Genomic DNA, 19,560 nt, shown 5'->3' with positions numbered 1-19,560 from the left:
AATCAACCAAGACCGCGTACAGAAAGACCCCCGTCGCTTGAAATCACTTCACCAGTAATGGCTTTAGCCTGATCGGAAGCAAGCAATACATAGGCTCCAACATGATCTTCAGGCATCTGGGCGAGTTGAAGCGGGTTTCGCTTTTTAATGCTTTTTGCTTTCGTCTCATTATCCACAATTTTAACGAATGGATGAAGTGGTGGAATAACCGTGAGTTCTGTGAGTGTGCCTCCTGGTGCAACCGCATTTACCCGAATATTTGGCGCGAGTTCGAACGCAAGCTGGCGCATTAGTCCGACTTGAGCGTGCTTGCTTGCTGTGTACCAAACGCCGCCGCCATCAGGATAGAAACTTGCACCTGAAACAGAAAATATAATATTTCCATTTGTTTTTTGTAATTCTTCAAGAGCTGCTTTCACCCCGAAAAATGAGCCTTTTAGGTTAATATTGAGCAGAAAATCATATGCATCGGAAAGGGCCTCAGGAGTCACATCAGCAAATTTAGCAAAACCATCGAAAACACCAGCATTAGCAATAAAAACATCTAACTTTCCAAATTTTCCAACAGTCGCTTGAACAGCTTGCTCATTGTCTTCGTATTTGCTTACATCGCCCTGACAAGTAACAATATTTTCACCAAATTCTTCTTTCATTTTCACTAACTTTTCTTTAGAGCGGCCGATTATGCCCACTTTTGCTCCTTCTTGTATAAACCGCCTTGTGACGGCTTCTCCAATACCTGAAGCGCCGCCTGTAATCAAAACTACTTTATCTTTTAAATCCATCGCCATTGAACATACCTCCCTGGTTATCTACCGTACTTGAATAAGCTGCTATACGAAGATTGCAAGATTTCTTGTGTTTATAGTTGTTTGATCAATAATGAATTCTCTTTTGGAAAGCTTCCACTCCCCATCAACGTAGGTGAATTCATCGTGCCGTTCCCCTGAAATCAGATCATGATGAATATCCGTACTTCGGCTTCGGTAGATAGTTAAATAGCTGTTCACTACCGCTTTTTCATTTGGAGTGAATTCCAGTAACTGTACATTATTAACAGATCTCCTTGTACGCGATGGCGGGATTTCAGCCCAAGCATAATCGGTTTTTAAACGGTCTACTCGAATTTTCAATAATTCATAGTCATCATCAAAAGCAAACATATTTAACGAATAATCAGGACGTTCTACTCCTTCTTTATTGACCCTCACCGGCATTTGATAAGCAATATTCGGGTGCAGTAAATTAAACCATCCATCAAAATCAATATCATCAAGAAACTTTGCTTCACGGTATAACCATTGTTCAAATTCATATGTCGCCAGCATTTTTTCCATACTCATTCTCGATTCCCCCAATCAACGAAATCCCTTACATTAAAAACCTGCCAAATAATTTAAACATGGCGGATTACTTCGTCATCAAATCCAACCAATAACGATAGAAGTTCCTTTGATTCGCCTCAGTAAACTTATCATCAAAAGCAACACCTGGACCAGTAAAATCTTCAACAGGCTTTCTGTGCAAGCCCATGGTATAGTTAAAAGTAAGTTGTTTTACGAGTGGCATAGTTCCTGATGCTGCTGCTGTGATATCCGTGAATACCTCTGTATCATCCTGTTCAAAAATTCCAGATGGACTGAAGGTTAAAACAAATGACTCGCGGGAACGTCTTTTCCAATCCTCTGAAGCGTTCTTCTCTATCAAGAACCAGGTAATAACCTCCATCTTATCAACACCAACTGGTCTCCAAAGTCGAACAGATGTATTTGAAATTAACTGTCCTTTTACCTTGGTATGCGAAATTAAGAATGAAAGGTTTGGAAAAATATTTCCAATCATATTTTTTAGATTAGATAATACTTCATACTGCTCTTCCGTCAAATTAGACTTATACTCTTCTCTCAATTCCTCAGGAAAAGCAAAATCAGGATTCGGAGTACCAAGGTTTAAACCATGTCCATGATCAGTATAAATTTGGTATCCCTTTTTAGAATAAGTCGCGCTTGGAACCATTCCTAGTTTTGCAATGGATCCATGTGTAACCATTGTGTGGTAGGAATCACCAACAAAGTTATCTGCTCCAATTTTCCAGTTTGAATGAATGATGAATCTTTGCGGCGGCCCCAATACTTCCATTTCTGCCCGACCCGCCAAAATATCCACATACCATTTAAACTCGCCTAAAAACTCCTCTAATGGTTCTGCCTCATCATTCCATGTTCCAAAAAGTAAACCTTTATAGGATTCAATTCTGATTTTATAAAGTCCAAGACGTGATTTATCTAAATCCTCACCGTAAATATCTTTTTGCAGCGGCACGCCGACACAATCACCGTTATTTTTAAAATTAAAACCATGATACGGGCAGGTAAACATTGTCTTATTTCCGGCATCGGCACGGCAGAGCTTCATTCCGCGGTGTGTACACATATTATAGAGGCCGCGGATTTCTCCGTCAGCACCTCTTGAAATAATAACGGAATAACCGGCAACATCTCTTGTGATGAAATCATTCTTTTTCGGAATTTCTGATTCATGACCAACGAACAACCAAGTTTTTAAAAAGACTTTTTTATGTTCAATATCATAAACAGTGGGATCCCCTAAAAGATAAGCTGGAATTGCGCCTATTTCGGGTTGTACAGATTCTTTTAAGTAGTCGATTGCTTCTTTTTGCGACATTTCTTCTAGATTCACGTTGGTTTTTAACATCTGCTTATTCCCCCTAAGTATTAGATTTTCTTTCATAATGCAAGTTACCCGGCTTGCTATATTATATTAAAAGAACATCTCCTGCAAAAGTTTAGCATTTATCCAACTAATATGGAGGCATCTTTATTTTTCAATGATGATAGGACACTTAATGCAGCTAAGTAGCTTGTTTTTGGATTATTCGGCATCGGATTGTTTTCCACCTGTAAGGATAACTTCCCAAAAGAGCCAGTTGCTTCTATTATATGATTATTTTTTTCTACTCCAGGATCGGAGATAATTTTTACACTCGTTTGCTTCGGTCCCAGACCTGCTAAAGATAAAATGATAGAAACATTAATATTTTTCGGGAATAATTCAATTGCGTCGGCAGCTGAACCTTCGAACATTACATGTTCACGATCAGTTGGTGCCCCTGGCAATGCTCGTGGAGGTTTTCTCGTAATAATGGAAACAGATTCAAGTTCCCCGATTGATTTTGCCGCTTTAAGAACATCCAACCCTCCTATCGCACCGGATGGTAAGTAAATTTTTGTTCCTTTTTCATGACATATTTTTTCAAGGCTCTGATAAAAATCAACATCAGCTAGGGCTCCCACACTACTTAATACTAAGTCTTTTCCACTTTCAAGAGCAGATGCAGCAACGTCTTTTGCCACTTGGACGGTTGCTGCTTCAATGATAACATCTACATTTGATTGTATAAGTGATTGCATCGATGAAAAACGTTCTGTACTGTATTGTTCAGCCAATTGCTTTGCAGATATTTCATTTCTTGTATAAAGTCCAACAATTTTAGAGTTTGGCAAAAGCCCTTCAATATTGATGCTCTGGAGGAGGAACTTTCCAATGTTTCCTCCTCCAATTAACCCAATTCTCATTTAATATTCCCCCTATTAGTTCGCAAATCCGTATGAGTCTGCGAAATATTCCAAGCCGCAATGTCTTACTTCACGGGATAATCCGCTTTCTTTAAGGCCAGGGAAATCTAAATGAAGATCTTGGAAGATAGTATGGTTATTATGGAAAACTGCTCCTGCCTCTAACCGGTCTGCCAATGTCGCTGCCAACGCCTCGTCCTCTGTCCAAACAGATGCTCTTAAACCAAACTCACTATCGTTCGCTAGCCGGACTGCTTCATCTGCATTAGAGAAAGATAGTATTGGAATCACTGGGCCAAATTGTTCGGCACGAACAATTTCACTTTGCTGGTCTACACCGGTAATAATAGTAGGTAAAATATAATAGCCTTGCTCCCAGGATTCCGGATCTAATTGAATCCCTCCGGTAATTACATTTGCACCCGATTCCTCAGCGCGTTTAATGAGACCTTTTACATAGTCATATTGCGATTTATTATTTAATGGACCCATTTCAACATCTGGTTGAATTCCATTTCCAACTCGAATATGGCTGAATTCCTTCTTTAATTTTTCAACAACTTCCTCATATCTGGATTCATGCACATAGATTCTTTTAATCGCTGAACATACTTGCCCTGCAGCACGTAAAACTCCAAAACGAAGGCGCTTAATGGCAGCTTCATCCAAATTAGCATCTGATAGAACAATCGCCGCATCATTGCCGCCAAGTTCCATATAAAGTTTCTTAACCGTTCCTGAAGCAGCACGGATAATTTCTTTACCCGTCTCAGTACTTCCGACAAAAGCGATGGTACGAACCCTAGGGTCGGTGCAAAGCGCATCTCCAATCACAGCGCCTGAGCCCGTTACGACATTGATGACACCCTCAGGAAAATAGGATGCGACTACTTTTAAGAAAGTCATGATCGTCAAAGGACAGCTCGTCGCTGGCTTCACAACCACTGTGTTTCCTGTTAAAACAGCTGGAATCACGCGTTTGAACGTAAGAATCATTGGCGAATTCCAAGGCGAAATGATGGCTGCCACTCCGCGTGGACGCTTGCGAACCTGTACCTTCTGATTCCCCGGTAAGCTTTCAGGTTTCCACCATTCTATTAATTCTTCAGCACCTTGAATCATAATATCTGAACAGCGGAGCAAATCTTTTTTCGCTTCCACTAATGCTTTTCCATTCTCCCGAACAAGTAGTGAAACATTCTCTTCTACGATTGTTTTGATTTCTTCTGCCGCCATTTTCATGCGGTGTGCCCGATCCTCCAGTTCACTTTGAGACCAGCTTTCATATGCCTTAGCAGCAGTTTCTACCGCCAAATCGACTTCATTTTTCGAACAAATGGCCACCTCACCGACTACTTCATTATGATCGGCGGGATTGATGACATTAGCCGTTTTTTCAGCTTGAAACCATTTTCCGCCAATAAGATATTTGCCTGATACATATGGGTGTGTTGATATCACGTCAATTCCTCCTTATAACTTTTTCGGTTTAAACGCTTCTGCTGCGCCTGGAGGTCCTCCAAATGGTTTTGCCATTGGGCCAACCGCTTCCATATCGACAACGATCATCGTAGGATTTTTTGTGTTTACCGCCTTTTCGAGCTCGGTTACAAATTCTGCCGGGGAACCGATTCGAGCAGCATCAAATCCCATTGATTGAGCTAATAACACAAAGTCAGGGCTCATTAGATCCACCGCAACCTGACGTCCATAGGCATTACTTTGAATATTTCTAAGCACACCATATCCGGCATCATCAAATAGAACAACGATCATTGGCAGTTTTTCCTGAGCGGCAGTTGCCATTTCCCCAACATTGACCATAAAACCGCCATCTCCAGCCATGAGGACAACAGGGCGATTTTTATCGGCCATTTGAGCACCGATGGCAGTAGGCAGCCCCTGCCCTATTCCACCGCCTGATGCGTGAATCGATGTTCTTGGTTCATAAATTTCAAATAATCGGCTTCCCCAAACATTTGCCTGAACGGTAACATCCCGGACTAAAATAGTGTTTTGAGGCATTATTTTGCGCATTCCGTCAAGAATTTGTTCGTACGGACCAAGTGTTGCTCTTAACTGGGAACGTAATTCCTCCCGTACAGACTGCACTTCGTCTAAATATGAAGGATCTGGATTAACTGCAGTTTTATCTACTCCCTGATTTAATGCCTGGAGAATATGCTTGGCATCCCCTACTAAACTATAAGTAGCTTCATAGTTTCGATTAACTGCATGAAAGTCCGCATCTATGGAAATATGTTCTGCTGGAACGGCGACCTTCCAGTTCGAGGTTTCGTTTCCTCTAAACCGAACACCAACACTAATTAATAAATCAGCGTCTTTTATTAAATTTTTAGTCAACTCATATGCTGCAAAATGGCCGATACATTGAGGATGATCTTCCGGGATACTTCCTTTCCCAGATTGACTTGTAACCACTGCTGCACCAATTTTTTCAGCTAACTCTTGAACTTCTCTAGATGCACCTGATGTAATTACACCTCCGCCTGCCCAAATAACCGGTCGTCGAGCATTCTTAATTTTCGTTACGACCTCTTCGGGAACGGATGGAATCGTTTGATTAGCAGAAGCAATTGTTTTAATTTCTTCCATTGAATGATTCGGTATAATGGCAGATTGAAAATCAATCGGAATTTCAAGTGTTACCGGGCCGGATGGATAAGCGAATGCTTCCTGAATTGCTTGTCTAACAACCGCTGCTGCCTGCTCAGGTCTTCTCAAACGAAGCGCCTTCTTAGAAGCTCCTTCCATCATTGACAATTGATCTTTACATTCATGGATGTAGCCTCTTCCTGTTCCTAGATAAGAAGATGCTACCTCACCTGTCAAATGAAGAACGGGAACTCCAGCTGCCCATGCTTCAATTAAAGAACCCGCAGCATTTCCTGCTCCTGTTCCGGTACTTGTAATTACCACTCCCAATTTTCCTGTGGCTCTAGCATATCCATCTGCCATATTGGCTGCACCGCTTTCACCACGGGAACATACTAAGTGAATACTACCCTCGCGAAGAATCGCATCGTAGATTGGCATATTGTGAATGCTGACAATTCCAAACGCTACCTCCACACCAGCACGTACAAGTTCTTTTACGACCGCATCTGCTGTAGTAAATTCCATTTGCTTTTGCTCACTCATCATTTATTCCGCCTTTATCTAATATTAAAGCGCTTTCCCCAGCGCTCCAGCTGTTTCAATTGTTGAACCCGCTACATAACTTGCCTTGTTTGAAGCAAGGAATAAAATTACACTTGCAACTTCTTCAGCTTCCCCTACTCTTCCTAACGGGATATTTCTCTTTTTCGCTAAGTCCGCATAATAATCTTCTGCTTTCATGTCGGGAGCATTTTTCATTCTTCTTCGCTCCCATTGATCCGTACGAATTAAACCAAGACTCACTGAGTTGACTAAGATATTATCTGCAGCCAGTTCTTGAGATAAGGTTTTACTTAAGTTTAAGAGACCAGCTCTTGTTGCCGCAGTCGCAACCATATGTCTTTCCGGTTCTTTCGCTAATGTGGCATTGATATTAATGATTCTGCCTCCACCTTGCTTTACCAAATATGGATGAACTGCTTTTACTGCATAAATGATGGCAAAATATTTTAATTGAATTTGCTGCTCCCATTGCTCATCAGTGACATCGAAGAAATGTCCCATGACGCTTTGGCCTGCTGCATTTACAAGTATATCAATACCGCCAAAAAATGTTGCTGTACCTTCGATAAAATGCTTAACTTCTTCTTTATTTGTTACGTCACAGGTAGCGGAATAAATGGATTCTGCCGACCCAAACTTTAACAGGTGATCGTATGCTTTTTCTTTACGCTCTGCATTTCTGCCGCAAACCGCAACTTTGGCACCTTCTTGTAAAAACATTTCTGCTGTTTTTAACCCAACACCAGATGTTCCCCCCATTATCACCGCTACCTTGCCCTTTAATCCTAAATCCATCATGACACCCCTTTTACTAAAGCCTTTAAACTAGCGTATCTACAACTGCCCAGCCAGGATCAGGAATGCCTGCCATAGCTTTGCGAGCTTCCGGTTTTGGAGGGCCGGCAATACCCCATTGATCCATCAGGTGCGGAACACGTTTCCAGACACGCGCTCTCCATTCTGATTCATCTTCAATTGTTTCTAAATAACAGGTATATTCCATTACAAACTTTCCTGGGTCTTGGAAGTAGCAAAAAACATTATCTCCAGGACCATGACGGCCAGGACCCCAAAGTTCTTGGTAACCCGCTTTTCTAACGTTTGAAATTCCTCTCATAACCTCATCCACAGTATCGACTTCATAGGCGATATGATTTACAGAGGCATGTTGATCTTGGTTAAAGGCAATCGAATGATGTTTTCTGTTACAGCGAAGGAAGGACATTTGATGCTCGCTCCAGTCCGTAACCTTAAATCCTAAAACATCTGTATAAAATGCTGTAATCATATCAAGATCTTTCGTGTTCATAACGACATGGTTCAGTTTTACCGGGTCAACATTTTTCTTATTCCAAATCGAGGTATGAATTTCTACCCACGCGGATAATTCAATACAACGATTCTCCGGGTCAAGAAAACGCAGCCCATAACCTTTACCTTCTTCATCCAAATATCCCGGTTTCGCAACAATCCTAACACCTTTTGAAGCTAGCGTCTCTGCCGCTTGGTCCACCGCGTTCTTATCAACCATCCCAAAAGCAATATGATGGAGTCCTCTTTTTTCACCTGCGTGAAGACTTAATATATGATTTTCAGGGCCGGCCCCGCGAAAATAAACCGTATTCTCATCCTGTGCTACTTTATCGAGACCCCAGATTTTTTCATAAAAATCGGCCTGTTCCTGAAGTACCGGTGTAATTAATCCTATATGCCTTAAATGTGTGATTCCTAACATGATGCCACCTCCACTATTCCTCTGCTTTTCCCTATTCTATATGTTTATAAAGTAGACAAGGATGATCCCGCATGTTAATAAAGAGGACCATCCCTGTCGAACGAAAATTTCTACCAATCAGGGAGTATGTTTAAGCTTTGAAACAACTGCCCATTTTTCATTATTTTGCGTTAATGATTGCTTCTCTTTCCTTTGCACGCTTAATTCGAAGTTCCTCTAACGCACTACCTTTTGGATACGTAGGAAGATTTGGCTTAACAGCACCCAGCATAACAAGCATCAATGCTTCTTCATCGCTGTCGTTTCGAAGTCCGCGGTATACCCCAGGAGGTGAGCTGATGCAATCCCTTTCATTTAAAACGATTTCATGAACTTCATCGCTGCCTTCTTCTTGAATTAGAGCAGTGATGCTTCCTTTAATTACAAAGAAAACTTCTTCAACATCGTCATGTAAGTGAAGCGGGCCTTGGCACCCTGCAGGTAAAACCATTGTGCTCAAAGTAAAGTGTTCAGCCTGGATTACATTTGCATCATTGTTAGCTGTAGCACCACGGCCGATGTATCTCATTTGCGCTCTCTTGTAAGATGGGTCAACTTCTTCTTGGAATTTTAAAACGTTCCAATCTAGCGTACGATCTTTTAATCTCGCAACATATTTTTTTTCGAACCCAGCTAAATCAAATTTTTCAGTAGACATTTTTACAACACTCCTCATTTATGTTTTATATTTGAAACATTGTTTTCTTTATAATCTAATATTAAATCCCAACACTATAATTGTCAATTATAAATATTGAGAAATTTTTAAATATAAAAATATGTTTTATATAGGTAACATATAGCGTAAAATTCGAAAATTTATGCCGAAACTCGATTTTGAGACATTTTTTCAATTTTAATTTCCTCAGCTTCTTTTTTCAAAGTAAATAGGTATGCAATGATTCCAAGTGAGGCGGTTATGATTAACATCAAAATCGATGGTCCAAAATCTCCATGAGAAAGATCCACCATCCAACCCATGATATAGCTTGAGAAACCGCCGAGAATATTTGTGAAGCCCATTAGCCCAGCTGCACGCCCTGCAGTCTCAGGTGTTGAAAATTTAACAATAAATAAATTACTTAAATGGAAGACACCGCCTTGAGCTCCCATTGCTAAGCCCATACAGACACCGGCTACAACAGGTTGTGGAGTCAAAATGGCAATAGTTAAAAATAATGCTGTTAAAACAAATAAAATGGTTGCAAGTAAGCTTGGACGCTTTGTTTTATCAGATAGAATTCCACAAAGGATGACAAATCCCAAAGCAAAGAGCCAAGATAAAGAGGTAATTCCGGTCATGGCTTCTTTCGAAAATCCTTTCGCCCCAACTAAATAGGTTGGAAGCCAAACACTAATACCGAAGAATAAGAAGGATGCTACTAACATTCCGAACCACACAATCCAATAACGGAAGTCTTGAGCAAAGTTTTGTTTTTTCGTGTTTACGGATGAATCTGACTGGCGAATATAGGCTAATTCACTTTTATCAAGTCTTGGATGTTCTTCCGGAGTATCTCGAGTCAGGAAAATAAACATTGGCAGTACAATTAATAAGTTAAAACCGGCAAGCAAGAAAAACGCTGCCTGCCAATGGAAAGTTGCAATGACAGTTGTGATGATGATAGCACCACAAGCTGGGCCTAGATAGTTTCCGGCAAGCCAGGAAGATTGTGCTTTCCCAAATTCACGCTGATTAAACCAATTAGAAATAAATTTTCCGCATATTGGGATCATCATCCCCTCGCCAATTCCCAATATGATCCGGCTTACTATAAACATTTCATATGACGTCGATAATCCCCCAACAACCATGGTAATTGCCCAAAGAATTAGACCAAGGATTCCGGTTTTTCTCGCTCCGAGTTTGTCAATAATAAACCCCCAAATAACATTTGATAAAGCATAGGAAATCGTAAAAACAAAAGTAATCATCCCGACTTTTGCCATTTTATCTGCACCCGTTAAGCCTAGATCATTCAGGAAAGTCTGATCCGTTTGGATGATAGAAATACCTAATTTATCAATTTGCCCAAAAAACCAAAAGAAGAATATCGGCACAGCTATATAAACCCATCTTTTGTTACCATTTAACATGAAAAACACCCCTTTTGTTTTACTTAGAAGAATGTACACGCTTCCAAAACTCATTTTATTATTTTACAATAATTTGTATAAAAACGAACTAGTATTCCTCCTTTTTTTAAATATCGCAACTTAATGTTTCGCATACAAAACATTGTTTTGCTTATATTCTTATTTTAAAATTTTACGAAAATTATGTCAACACAAAACACTATATTTGTGTTGTAAATTAAAATTAGTTTTATATATAAAACGCTTATAAAATAAAAAAACTTGCGCAATCGCAAGTTTTTTTATTTATGCATGGAATCCCAAAAATCCAGATAGAATTTGAGATGTTTCAAGTACCTTAGGAATTGCCACTTTTTCAATAAATTCGCTATGAAAAATGGTCTCGTTTGCTACCACATTAATTGAGGCCATTACTTTCCCGCTGCGATCAAAAATAGGGGCTGCTACAGATTGAATCCCTTGATGCAGTTCACCTTTTGTCATCGCATATCCCTGTTCACGAATCATCGCTAATTCATGTTGAAAATCAACAAAATCAGTTTGTGTACGCTCCGTGAATGGTTTTAAGTTTGAACCATATAAAATTTGGCTTAAACGCTCTTGCGGCTGATATGCTAGCTGAACTTTACCATTTGCCACTGCATGCGCTGGAAGTCTCAAGCCGATATTAACTGTAACAGCAGAAACTCCTCTAGCTGGTGCACTGCCAACATAAACAACCTCATTGCCATCCAGAATCGATAAATGACAGGATGCTCCGGTCTCATCCCTTAATTTTTCCATATAAGGCTGAGCAATTTCAGGAAGCTTTAATGTGCTCAAAAAAGAAAAACCTAGTTCTAAAACCTTTGGCGTAAGACTATAGCGCTTCGTATTTTCATCCTGATGAAGGTATCCAAGTGATTGAAGCGTATACAACAATCGAAATGGAACGGTACGGCTTACTTCTAATTCTTTTGCAATTTCCACTAAGGATAAAGTTGGGCGCTCCTCATTAAAAAGTTTTAATATTTCCAATCCCCTAACTAAGGCATTGGCATTATAACGTTCTTTTTCTTCTTTTGCCATAAACTTTCACCATCTTATTGTTAATAACAAGCTTGTCTTACAATTTTATCAAATTTCCATCAAAAATGGATAGAGGTCCATCAAAATATTTTATTATTTGATAGGGACTTCCGTTTGCTTTATTAAAGTGTTCGCAAAGTCGAGGACAATTGTATTAAAGGTCTCTGGAGCCTCTTGATAACACAAATGTCCAGTCCCAGGGATGATCACAAATTTCGAATCTTGAAGCTTTTCATGAAAAACTTGTGACTCTTTTACCGGTGTGACTTTGTCCAATTCTCCGCAAATTACAAGGGTAGGAACATGAATGCAAGACAGTATATCCATATTATTTAAATGATAAAGTGAGTAAGCAACTGAGCGAAAGCCCATTGGCCGTATTTGTGAATAGATTCTTTCCACTTCTTTTAAAACTTCAGGACTCGGCTCCGGTGAAAGCAGGCTTTTCACACGAAGTTTGGCAATTTCTTCCGGTGTTAAGGTTTCGATGTTCTTCAAACGATTTTTTAATTTGCTTTCATTTTCTTCTTTAGTTAACGCTGCTGAACCTCTTGTTGCATCTGAAATAATTAATGCGTCTACTAAATCCGGAAAACGGTAACAAAAATCAAGCGCAATCGCCGACCCCATTGAGTGCCCAAGAAGTATGACGGATTTAAGCCCAAGCTTCTCAATAAAACCCTTTAAGACATCCGCGAATTCCTTAAATTCCTTGAATTCCACTTTTGGATCAGAACTCAAACCATATCCAGGAGCATCCCATGCAATCACTGTATATTGCTCGGATAACCCTTTAAGTTGTTTTTTCCACGATTGTGAATTATTCCCCATCCCGTGTAAAATGATCAAAGGCTTACCATTACCTTCTATTTCATAATGAATAGTTAAATCCTCCACCTGTACAAATGCCATTTTTCCTCCTCCTCATTTTTTGTTGTTTTATTGGTAAAACGGTGTTTTATATTTATTATAATAAAACATCTTTTAAATAAGTCAACAGAATTATCAGAAGTCTTATGGATTCATAAGAAGGTTTTTCGACAAAAAACGGGTGGTGCCAGGCACCACCCGTTTTTTGTCGAGTTGTTAAAGGATGACTTGGTTCGTTTTTATTTCGGCTACTTCTATTGATTCTTTTCTTAAGGAGAGCATGTAGACGACCATTCCGATTAGGGCGACGACGATTAACATGATGATGGATGGTAAGAAATCACCATGGGCTAGGTCGCGCATCCAGCCCATTATGTAGCTGGAGAATCCGCCTAAAATGTTTGTGAAACCCATTAAGCCGGCAGCTCGTCCTGCTGTTTTTGGGGTTGAATATTTTACTGTCAGCATATTGGTCACATGGAAAATACCGCCCAAGGTGCCAATTGCCAGGGCCATGCAAACGCCTGCTAATAAAGCGCTATTCGATGATGCTGCAATCCATAAGAAACTTGCGCATAAACCAAACCAGATAACCGCAAGTAAATTCGGGCGTTTTGTTTTATCTGAAAGAAAACCGGATATGAGTACAAACCCTAAAGCAAAGATGAAGGCAAAAGATGTAATTCCTGCCATCGTCTCTCGTTCAAAATGCTTTGCTTGAATTAAGTAGGTTGGGAGCCAGATGCTAATTCCATAGAAGATAAAAGATGCCATAAGGTTTCCAACGAAAACTACCCAATAACGAAAGTCTTGTGTAAAACCTTGTTTTATTGTTTCACTTTCAGCTGAATCATTTTCGCGAATCATCTTAAGCTCTTTCTCACTTATTCCAGGATGCTGTTCTGGTGTTTCACGTGTGAGGAATATAAACAACGGAATATTGATTAATAGATTACAAAAAGCAAGAAAGAAAAATGCAGCATGCCAATGTAAACTAGCGATAATCGCAGATAATGCTAAGGCGCCAATTGCAGGGCCAAGATAGTTACCGCTGATCCAGGAAGCCTGTGCTCTTCCGATTTCTTTCCTGTTGAACCAATTGGAAATAAGCTTTCCACAGACAGGAATCATAATCCCTTCCCCTATTCCAAGTAAAATTCTGCTCGTCATAAAGGTTCCATATGAATCTGCCAGACCACCCATGATCATCGTGATAGTCCAAATGGTAATACCAATAAATGCTGTCTTTCGTGCTCCGAGTTTATCAATGACAAACCCCCAAAAAATATTCGATATTGCATAGGAGACCGTAAAAATAAATGTTAGGAAGCCAATTTTTGCATTATGATCCGCACCAGTCAATCCTAAATCTTTTAGAAATCCAGGGTCCGTTTGAATGATTGAGATTCCTAGTTTGTCAATTTGTCCAAAAAACCAAAAGAAAAAAATAGGAACTGCTACATAAATCCATCTTTTGTTGTTCGTGAACATTTTTTACCTCCTTATGGTCGTTGCAAAATTTAACTTACCGGAAAAGTCTCTTTTACCCCCTTTCCACTATGTTGACATTAAAAAACATAGTTTTAATAATAGGACTTTATAATTTTTTAAATATTTAGTCAATAGATTTCGATAAAATAGTTTTAAATAATAAATTATGTTTTATATACAAAACTTTTAAATTATTAATTATTTGATGAATACCTATGTAATCTTTGGATTTTTCAGAATTCTTCATTGACATTTAAAACTGTCGATTATAAGATTTATTTGTAGACACAAACTCCGTTTTATATATAAAATATATCTCGGATTACTGTTTTTTATTAAATTCTCTTTTGGGAGGCAAAAGAAAAAACCTGCGTTTAAACAGGTTTACATCTAATAAATTATTTTAAAACTATAAAGGAACATATTCTTCATTTTTCAAAATGGAAAAATATTGGAGCGTCATTTTAAATTTCATTACTAATAGAAATTGCTTTTTTATAATCCTTAGCCGTATCAATATCCATCCCCCAAAATGATGACTCAAAAACCTGAATCTTTGTATAGGCATTATATTTTTTGATAATTTCTTTTCCACCTTGATCTCCCTCTAAATCGAGAAATTCTGAAAATAAACTGCTGCCAATTAAGATAGGATGACCAAGATTCTCATTATATTGAGGCCTGACAATCCTGATTCCTTTTTGCCTTTCCTTTTTATAATCTTGAATTAGTGATTGAACAACTAGATCCGAAACAAGGGGCTGATCGGCTAAAAAAATAAATGCGGCATCCACTCGACCCTTAATTTTATCAATTCCTAATTTTAGAGAAGTAGACATCCCCTGCAGGTAATTATTATTTTTGATATATTCTATTCCATCTAAATCTGCTGCACTTGTTTGAAAATCTTCCAGATATTTCCCTCCAACAAATACGATTGGATGAAGCTGCTGCCTTTTAGTAAGTTCAATCGAGTATCGAAAAAGCGGTTTTCCCTTTAATGGCAGCAAAAGCTTGGGGTTCCCCATTCTACTGGACATTCCAGCAGCCAAAATAATGGCTCCTATTTTAGGCATGAATCTTCATTTTTCCTTGCAATGATGTACCAGATTTCATTGACCGCACCATCATAAGTTCAGAAATGATACTGACTGCAACTTCCTCCATTGTTTCAGCTCCAATATCTAAACCTACCGGGGCATGAATTTTATCCAAAACGGGCAGATTTTCACCTAAGTTTTCAAGCATTTCTTTCGTCCTTGATACGGGACCCAAAACACCGATATATTTTGGATTACTTTTTAATGCGAGAAGGAGTGCGGCTTCATCTCGATTTTGCGAATGATTCATAATGACCCACCAGGCGTCACTGACATCCGCTGGATTAAGGGATTCGGGATTTTGGGTAATATGTACAACATTTGGAAAATAGCGTTTGTTATTAAATTCGCTGCGTGGGTCTAATACAGTAACTGTAAACCCGGTTTTTGCTGCCAGGTCTGCAACCGGGATTGCATCTTTACCGGCACCAGCAATGATAAGCCGTTGACTTGAACGAATGATATCGATGACAAAGCGTCGGCCTTCCACTTCCATAATTTCAGCACGTCTCTGTGATTTCATACTTGTTAATGCCTGTTCATAGACTTTATGAGGCAGTGAACCCTTCGTTTCAACCATTTCACCATTTTTTGCTATTATCGCCTTTATACCCGTTGGAACCTCAAGGATAAAAGAAAATTCCTCATTCTTTTGGAGGAACTGCTCCGTCGTCTTCCAAAATAGGTCCTCCTCTTGAACCGGAAGAATAAGAATTTCTAATGAACCTTTGCAGCCAATTCCTAAAGTCCATATTTCTTTTTCACTTAAATCATAATTCTTGATTAGTGCAGTATTTTCTTTCAAAGCTCGTTCAGCATAGGCAAAAAGATCGTTTTCCAAACATCCACCGCTTATCGAACCGTTCATTTCTCCATCGGTTGTCATCATCATTTTTGTACCTGGAAGCCGGTAAGCAGACCCATTGACTCCAATTAGCATGACAATGACAGTCTTTTTTTTCATCTCCCATGCCCGTTTAATGGATTGGAAGATGGTTCGAAATTCTAATAAGCGAGACATTTGCATTCCCCCTTTTTTAATGACTCGTTCGTTTACTCCTGTTTTTAAACAGGAGTTCAAAAATCTTTTTGCTCAATCCCATCCACACCATGCTGTAGAACAAGGAAAACAACAAAATCATGAGAACCACCGGAACATAGATTGTATGGGAAACAGAAGGACCTAAAACAGGAAATTTAACGATATAAAGTAGAAATAGTATCCCAGCGGCTAATGAGACTCCTCCAAAAAAGGTAATGGCAATCCAATTTTTCCACCATCTGAAGGCTATTCCTAATGACAATCCTAAAAGACCTGTGGTGAATGGAAAAACGAATATTTCACTGGGTTGAAGGATGAGAAGCAGCAAGATGGTTAAGAAATACGACATTATGCCAAGATGAATTGAAATCATTGCGGAAAGAACGATGGGCATAGTAGCTAAAATACTAAAAGCATATCCAATCCCGACAAAAATACCGGCCGATTGAAAAATGGTGGCAATAGCCGCAAGGATAGAGCCTAACACTAATTTTTTCGTTCTCGAATAACCGTCGATTCGAGATTGGACAATTACAAAAGGCGGAAGGTTCCCTGGTTGTTTTTTCAATGTTAGCACCCCCTTTTTTTAGGTAATGCCTCAATAGATAAAAATATGAAGGATTTTAAAAAATCAATATATGTAGAAATGAAGTTTTTGAGTTTACAAGATAAATATGGAATAATTAGGAGAGCGAAGGAATAATTCAACACTTTAAACTATTAGTGAGGTATTTTTGTAATGATAAAACGGGTAACGAAGATTCTATTTTTCTTTTTGATTTTTCCGGTTATGATGTGTTTTTCATTTGACAGAGTTTATGCAGCGACAGACCCTAATCAACCAAATGTAGTGACTGAAGGAACGATCACTATTATCAATACAGACGCAGGTACAAAGAAGCCGATTAAAAATACCCAATACCAACTGTTCGATGTTAATACGAAAAAAGTAGTTCAAGTCTTATCAACTAATAATCAAGAAAAGCTATATCAAAACCTCTGCCAATTGGTTCTAAATATAAACTGAAACAATTAAAGGCCCTACTGCCCTTTAAAGTTAGCAGTAAAGAGTTTTTGATTGAAGTGAAAACAGCCAATAGTGACATCCGGCAGACCAATCGGGTATTTTCTTATATAAAAGAATATAAGTATTTATCAAATGGGCGATTTGATGTCAAAAAGGTATATATTCCTGTAAAATCTCTTAGGCAAAAACCCCAATTACCGAATGGCTGTGAAATCACCTCCCTTACAGCTGTATTAAATTATTACCATTACAATGTCTCGAAAACAAAAATGTCAGATCAATACTTGCCCAAAAAGCCTTTTTATTTCAAAAAGGGTAAACGTTATGGTCCTGATCCCTACAAATATTTTTCCGGGAACCCAAGATCCCGACATGGTTTTTTTTCTTATGCGCCGCCTATTGTAAAAGCTTCGAACAATTATATAAAGAAGGTAAAGGGAAAATACATAGCAAAGGATTTAAGCGGCCGAAAAATAGATGTAATGCTTGATCAATTGGATAAAGGCGTCCCTATAGTCATTTGGGTCACCTTAGATTTAAGTAAACCTAAAATTAAATACGGCTGGTATCTGAGCGGAACCAAAAAATATTTCCATGCCCCCGTGAACCTGCATGCCGTTGTCCTTAATGGATACGACGATAAATATGTATATGTCATGAACCCCCTAAAAGGACATGTCAAATACGACAGCAAAAAGTTTTTCTCCAGCTACAAAGCATTAGGGAGCCATGCAATGATGGTAGCCCCAAAATGATCATTCGACAAAATTCAAGTGGTGCCAGGCACCACCCGAATTTTGTCGAATGCTATCAATCTATTCCAAGTTGACCCAAACGCTTTTGATTTCTGTGTAGCTTTCTAGTGCGTAGGCGCTTAGGTCCCGGCCGAATCCAGATTGTTTGTATCCTCCAAATGGGGAGGCGGGGTCGATGGCATCGTAGCAGTTGATCCAGACGCTGCCTGATTTTAGTTGGCCAGCGATTTTGTGGGCCGTTTTAACGTTTTCTGTCCAGACCCCTGCACCTAATCCATATGGTGAATTATTCGCACGTTCAATGACTTCTTCAACCGTATCGTAAGCCATGACGACGACCACTGGACCAAAGATTTCTTCTTTGGCAATCATCATGTTTTCTTCGACATTTACAAAGATGGTTGGCTCAATAAAGTACCCTATATCAGATTTTCCGCCACCTGACACCACTTTTGCCCCTTCTTGAATACCTGTATTAATATATTCAAAAACTCGTTCCTGCTGCCTTTTTGATACTAATGGCCCCATGGATGTTTCTTCCTCCAACCCGTTCCCGAGCTTAACCTTTTTCGCCAATTCAATCATACCTGCTACCACTTCATCAAATTGATCCCGATGAACATATACGCGTGATCCGGCACTGCAAACTTCGCCTTGATTAAACATAATTCCGTTAAACACACCTGGTATTGCTTTGGAAAGGTCGGCATCTGGGAGGATAATATTTGGGGACTTTCCGCCAAGTTCAAGTGTCAACCGCTTCATCGTATCAGCTGCTTTTTTCATGATTTGCTTTCCAATCGCCGTTGAACCTGTAAACGAAATTTTATTCACATCCGGATGCTCGACAATCGCGTTCCCGGCAATTGCACCAAATCCAGGGACAATATTGATGACACCGGGTGGGAAACCAGCTTTTTCAACAAGCTCTGCAAAATAAAGGGCTGATAGTGGCGTCTGTTCAGCTGGCTTTAATACGATCGTACAGCCGGCAGCTAAAGCAGGAGCCACTTTCCAAGAGACCATATTGATGGGATAGTTCCAAGGAATAATCTGTCCTACCACTCCAACCGGTTCATGGCGAGTATAATTTAAAAAAGGACCGGAAACAGGGATGGTTTGTCCCATTACCTTTGTCGCCCAACCCGCAAAATATCGAAACTGCTCAATCGTACCAGGGAGGTCGACTGCCCGCGTTTCATGAATTGTTTTTCCATTGTCTATCGTATCTAATTGAGCAAATTCTTCTTGGTGTTCCTCTATCAAATCCGCCAATTTATAGATGATTCTCGCCCGTTCTGCGGCTGACATTTTCGACCAGGGTCCCTGTTCAAAAGCGGTCTTGGCCGCTTTGACTGCAAGATTAATATCTTCTCTACCCGCTTCGTAGACAGTTGCTAAAACCTCTCCCGTGGCAGGATTATAGGTTTCAAATGTTTTAGAAGAAAAAGATTCTACAAATTCACCATTTATATATAGTCTTTTTATCCCCTTTAAAAACTCAGTGACTTTACTGCTTATTTTTAATAGTTGATTTGGCACGTAAATTCCTCCTAA

Annotated in this window: 19 protein-coding genes; 2 read left to right on the top strand and 17 right to left on the bottom strand. The window is 39.4% G+C overall.

All coding sequences use genetic code 11. The features are described 5' to 3' along the window. Positions 1-2 precede the first annotated feature (2 nt). From RCG21_RS12945 to RCG21_RS12870, 16 genes are all read right to left on the bottom strand, one after another. On the bottom strand, positions 3-791 hold the full coding sequence (locus RCG21_RS12945; protein WP_133333638.1) for an SDR family NAD(P)-dependent oxidoreductase: 789 nt from the start codon (positions 789-791) through the stop codon (positions 3-5). Between the two features lie 42 nt (positions 792-833). Next, the gene (locus RCG21_RS12940) at positions 834-1,343 is read right to left on the bottom strand and encodes an aromatic-ring-hydroxylating dioxygenase subunit beta (RefSeq protein WP_133333639.1); all 510 of its coding nucleotides are present in this window, start codon (positions 1,341-1,343) and stop codon (positions 834-836) included. Positions 1,344-1,410: 67 nt separating this feature from the next. Further along, the gene (locus tag RCG21_RS12935) at positions 1,411-2,715 is read right to left on the bottom strand and encodes an aromatic ring-hydroxylating oxygenase subunit alpha (RefSeq protein WP_308913236.1); all 1,305 of its coding nucleotides are present in this window, start codon (positions 2,713-2,715) and stop codon (positions 1,411-1,413) included. 98 nt (positions 2,716-2,813) lie between these two features. Continuing rightward, on the bottom strand, positions 2,814-3,596 hold the full coding sequence (gene nadX / locus RCG21_RS12930) for an aspartate dehydrogenase (RefSeq protein ID WP_133333641.1): 783 nt from the start codon (positions 3,594-3,596) through the stop codon (positions 2,814-2,816). Between the two features lie 15 nt (positions 3,597-3,611). Further along, the gene (locus RCG21_RS12925; protein WP_133333642.1) at positions 3,612-5,057 is read right to left on the bottom strand and encodes an aldehyde dehydrogenase family protein; all 1,446 of its coding nucleotides are present in this window, start codon (positions 5,055-5,057) and stop codon (positions 3,612-3,614) included. Between the two features lie 12 nt (positions 5,058-5,069). Next, complete coding sequence (locus tag RCG21_RS12920; protein WP_133333643.1) at positions 5,070-6,758, bottom strand: thiamine pyrophosphate-binding protein; 1,689 nt, start codon at positions 6,756-6,758, stop codon at positions 5,070-5,072. A 24-nt stretch (positions 6,759-6,782) separates the two neighbouring features. Next, positions 6,783-7,574 carry an SDR family oxidoreductase gene (locus RCG21_RS12915; RefSeq protein WP_133333644.1) on the bottom strand — a complete coding sequence of 264 codons (792 nt, stop codon included), beginning with the start codon at positions 7,572-7,574 and terminating at the stop codon, positions 6,783-6,785. A gap of 25 nt (positions 7,575-7,599) precedes the next feature. Then, positions 7,600-8,514: a VOC family protein gene (locus RCG21_RS12910; RefSeq protein WP_308913235.1), complete on the bottom strand. Its 915-nt coding sequence runs from the start codon at positions 8,512-8,514 to the stop codon at positions 7,600-7,602. 160 nt (positions 8,515-8,674) lie between these two features. Then, on the bottom strand, positions 8,675-9,211 hold the full coding sequence (locus tag RCG21_RS12905) for a cupin domain-containing protein (protein WP_133333646.1): 537 nt from the start codon (positions 9,209-9,211) through the stop codon (positions 8,675-8,677). A 161-nt stretch (positions 9,212-9,372) separates the two neighbouring features. Continuing rightward, a complete protein-coding gene (locus RCG21_RS12900; protein WP_133333647.1) occupies positions 9,373-10,650 on the bottom strand; it encodes an MFS transporter in 1,278 nt (425 codons plus the stop codon). 285 nt (positions 10,651-10,935) lie between these two features. After that, entirely contained in the window at positions 10,936-11,718 is a 783-nt protein-coding gene (locus RCG21_RS12895; protein ID WP_133333648.1) for an IclR family transcriptional regulator, read from the bottom strand. A 93-nt stretch (positions 11,719-11,811) separates the two neighbouring features. Continuing rightward, a complete protein-coding gene (locus RCG21_RS12890) occupies positions 11,812-12,630 on the bottom strand; it encodes an alpha/beta fold hydrolase (protein ID WP_133333649.1) in 819 nt (272 codons plus the stop codon). A gap of 174 nt (positions 12,631-12,804) precedes the next feature. After that, positions 12,805-14,079, bottom strand: a complete 1,275-nt coding sequence (locus RCG21_RS12885; RefSeq protein WP_133333650.1) for an MFS transporter — start codon at positions 14,077-14,079, stop codon at positions 12,805-12,807. 464 nt (positions 14,080-14,543) lie between these two features. Beyond that, positions 14,544-15,155 carry a nucleotidyltransferase family protein gene (locus tag RCG21_RS12880; protein WP_133333651.1) on the bottom strand — a complete coding sequence of 204 codons (612 nt, stop codon included), beginning with the start codon at positions 15,153-15,155 and terminating at the stop codon, positions 14,544-14,546. Beyond that, positions 15,148-16,200 (bottom strand): XdhC family protein, encoded by a 1,053-nt coding sequence (locus RCG21_RS12875; protein ID WP_133333652.1) that lies wholly within the window; start codon positions 16,198-16,200, stop codon positions 15,148-15,150. Before RCG21_RS12875 ends, RCG21_RS12880 begins: the two co-directional genes overlap by 8 nt. 16 nt (positions 16,201-16,216) lie before the next feature. Further along, a complete protein-coding gene (locus RCG21_RS12870) occupies positions 16,217-16,789 on the bottom strand; it encodes a hypothetical protein (protein ID WP_308913234.1) in 573 nt (190 codons plus the stop codon). Positions 16,790-16,960: 171 nt separating this feature from the next. On the opposite strand from RCG21_RS12870, the gene RCG21_RS12865 reads away from it, so the two are divergent. Beyond that, positions 16,961-17,248, top strand: coding sequence for a hypothetical protein (locus tag RCG21_RS12865; RefSeq protein ID WP_133333654.1), 288 nt, complete (start codon positions 16,961-16,963; stop codon positions 17,246-17,248). A 56-nt stretch (positions 17,249-17,304) separates the two neighbouring features. Continuing rightward, the gene (locus RCG21_RS12860; RefSeq protein ID WP_235824760.1) at positions 17,305-18,003 is read left to right on the top strand and encodes a C39 family peptidase; all 699 of its coding nucleotides are present in this window, start codon (positions 17,305-17,307) and stop codon (positions 18,001-18,003) included. Positions 18,004-18,063: 60 nt separating this feature from the next. Here the strand turns inward: RCG21_RS12860 and RCG21_RS12855 are convergent, their stop codons facing one another. Further along, positions 18,064-19,545, bottom strand: a complete 1,482-nt coding sequence (locus RCG21_RS12855; RefSeq protein WP_308913233.1) for an aldehyde dehydrogenase family protein — start codon at positions 19,543-19,545, stop codon at positions 18,064-18,066. Positions 19,546-19,560: the final 15 nt, after the last annotated feature.

The sequence above is a fragment of the Bacillus salipaludis genome, from assembly GCF_030938565.1.
GTDB classification, from domain to species: domain Bacteria; phylum Bacillota; class Bacilli; order Bacillales; family Cytobacillaceae; genus Neobacillus; species Neobacillus salipaludis_A.
Note: the sequence above shows the minus strand (reverse complement) of the source record. Positions and strands in the feature narration are given on the sequence as shown.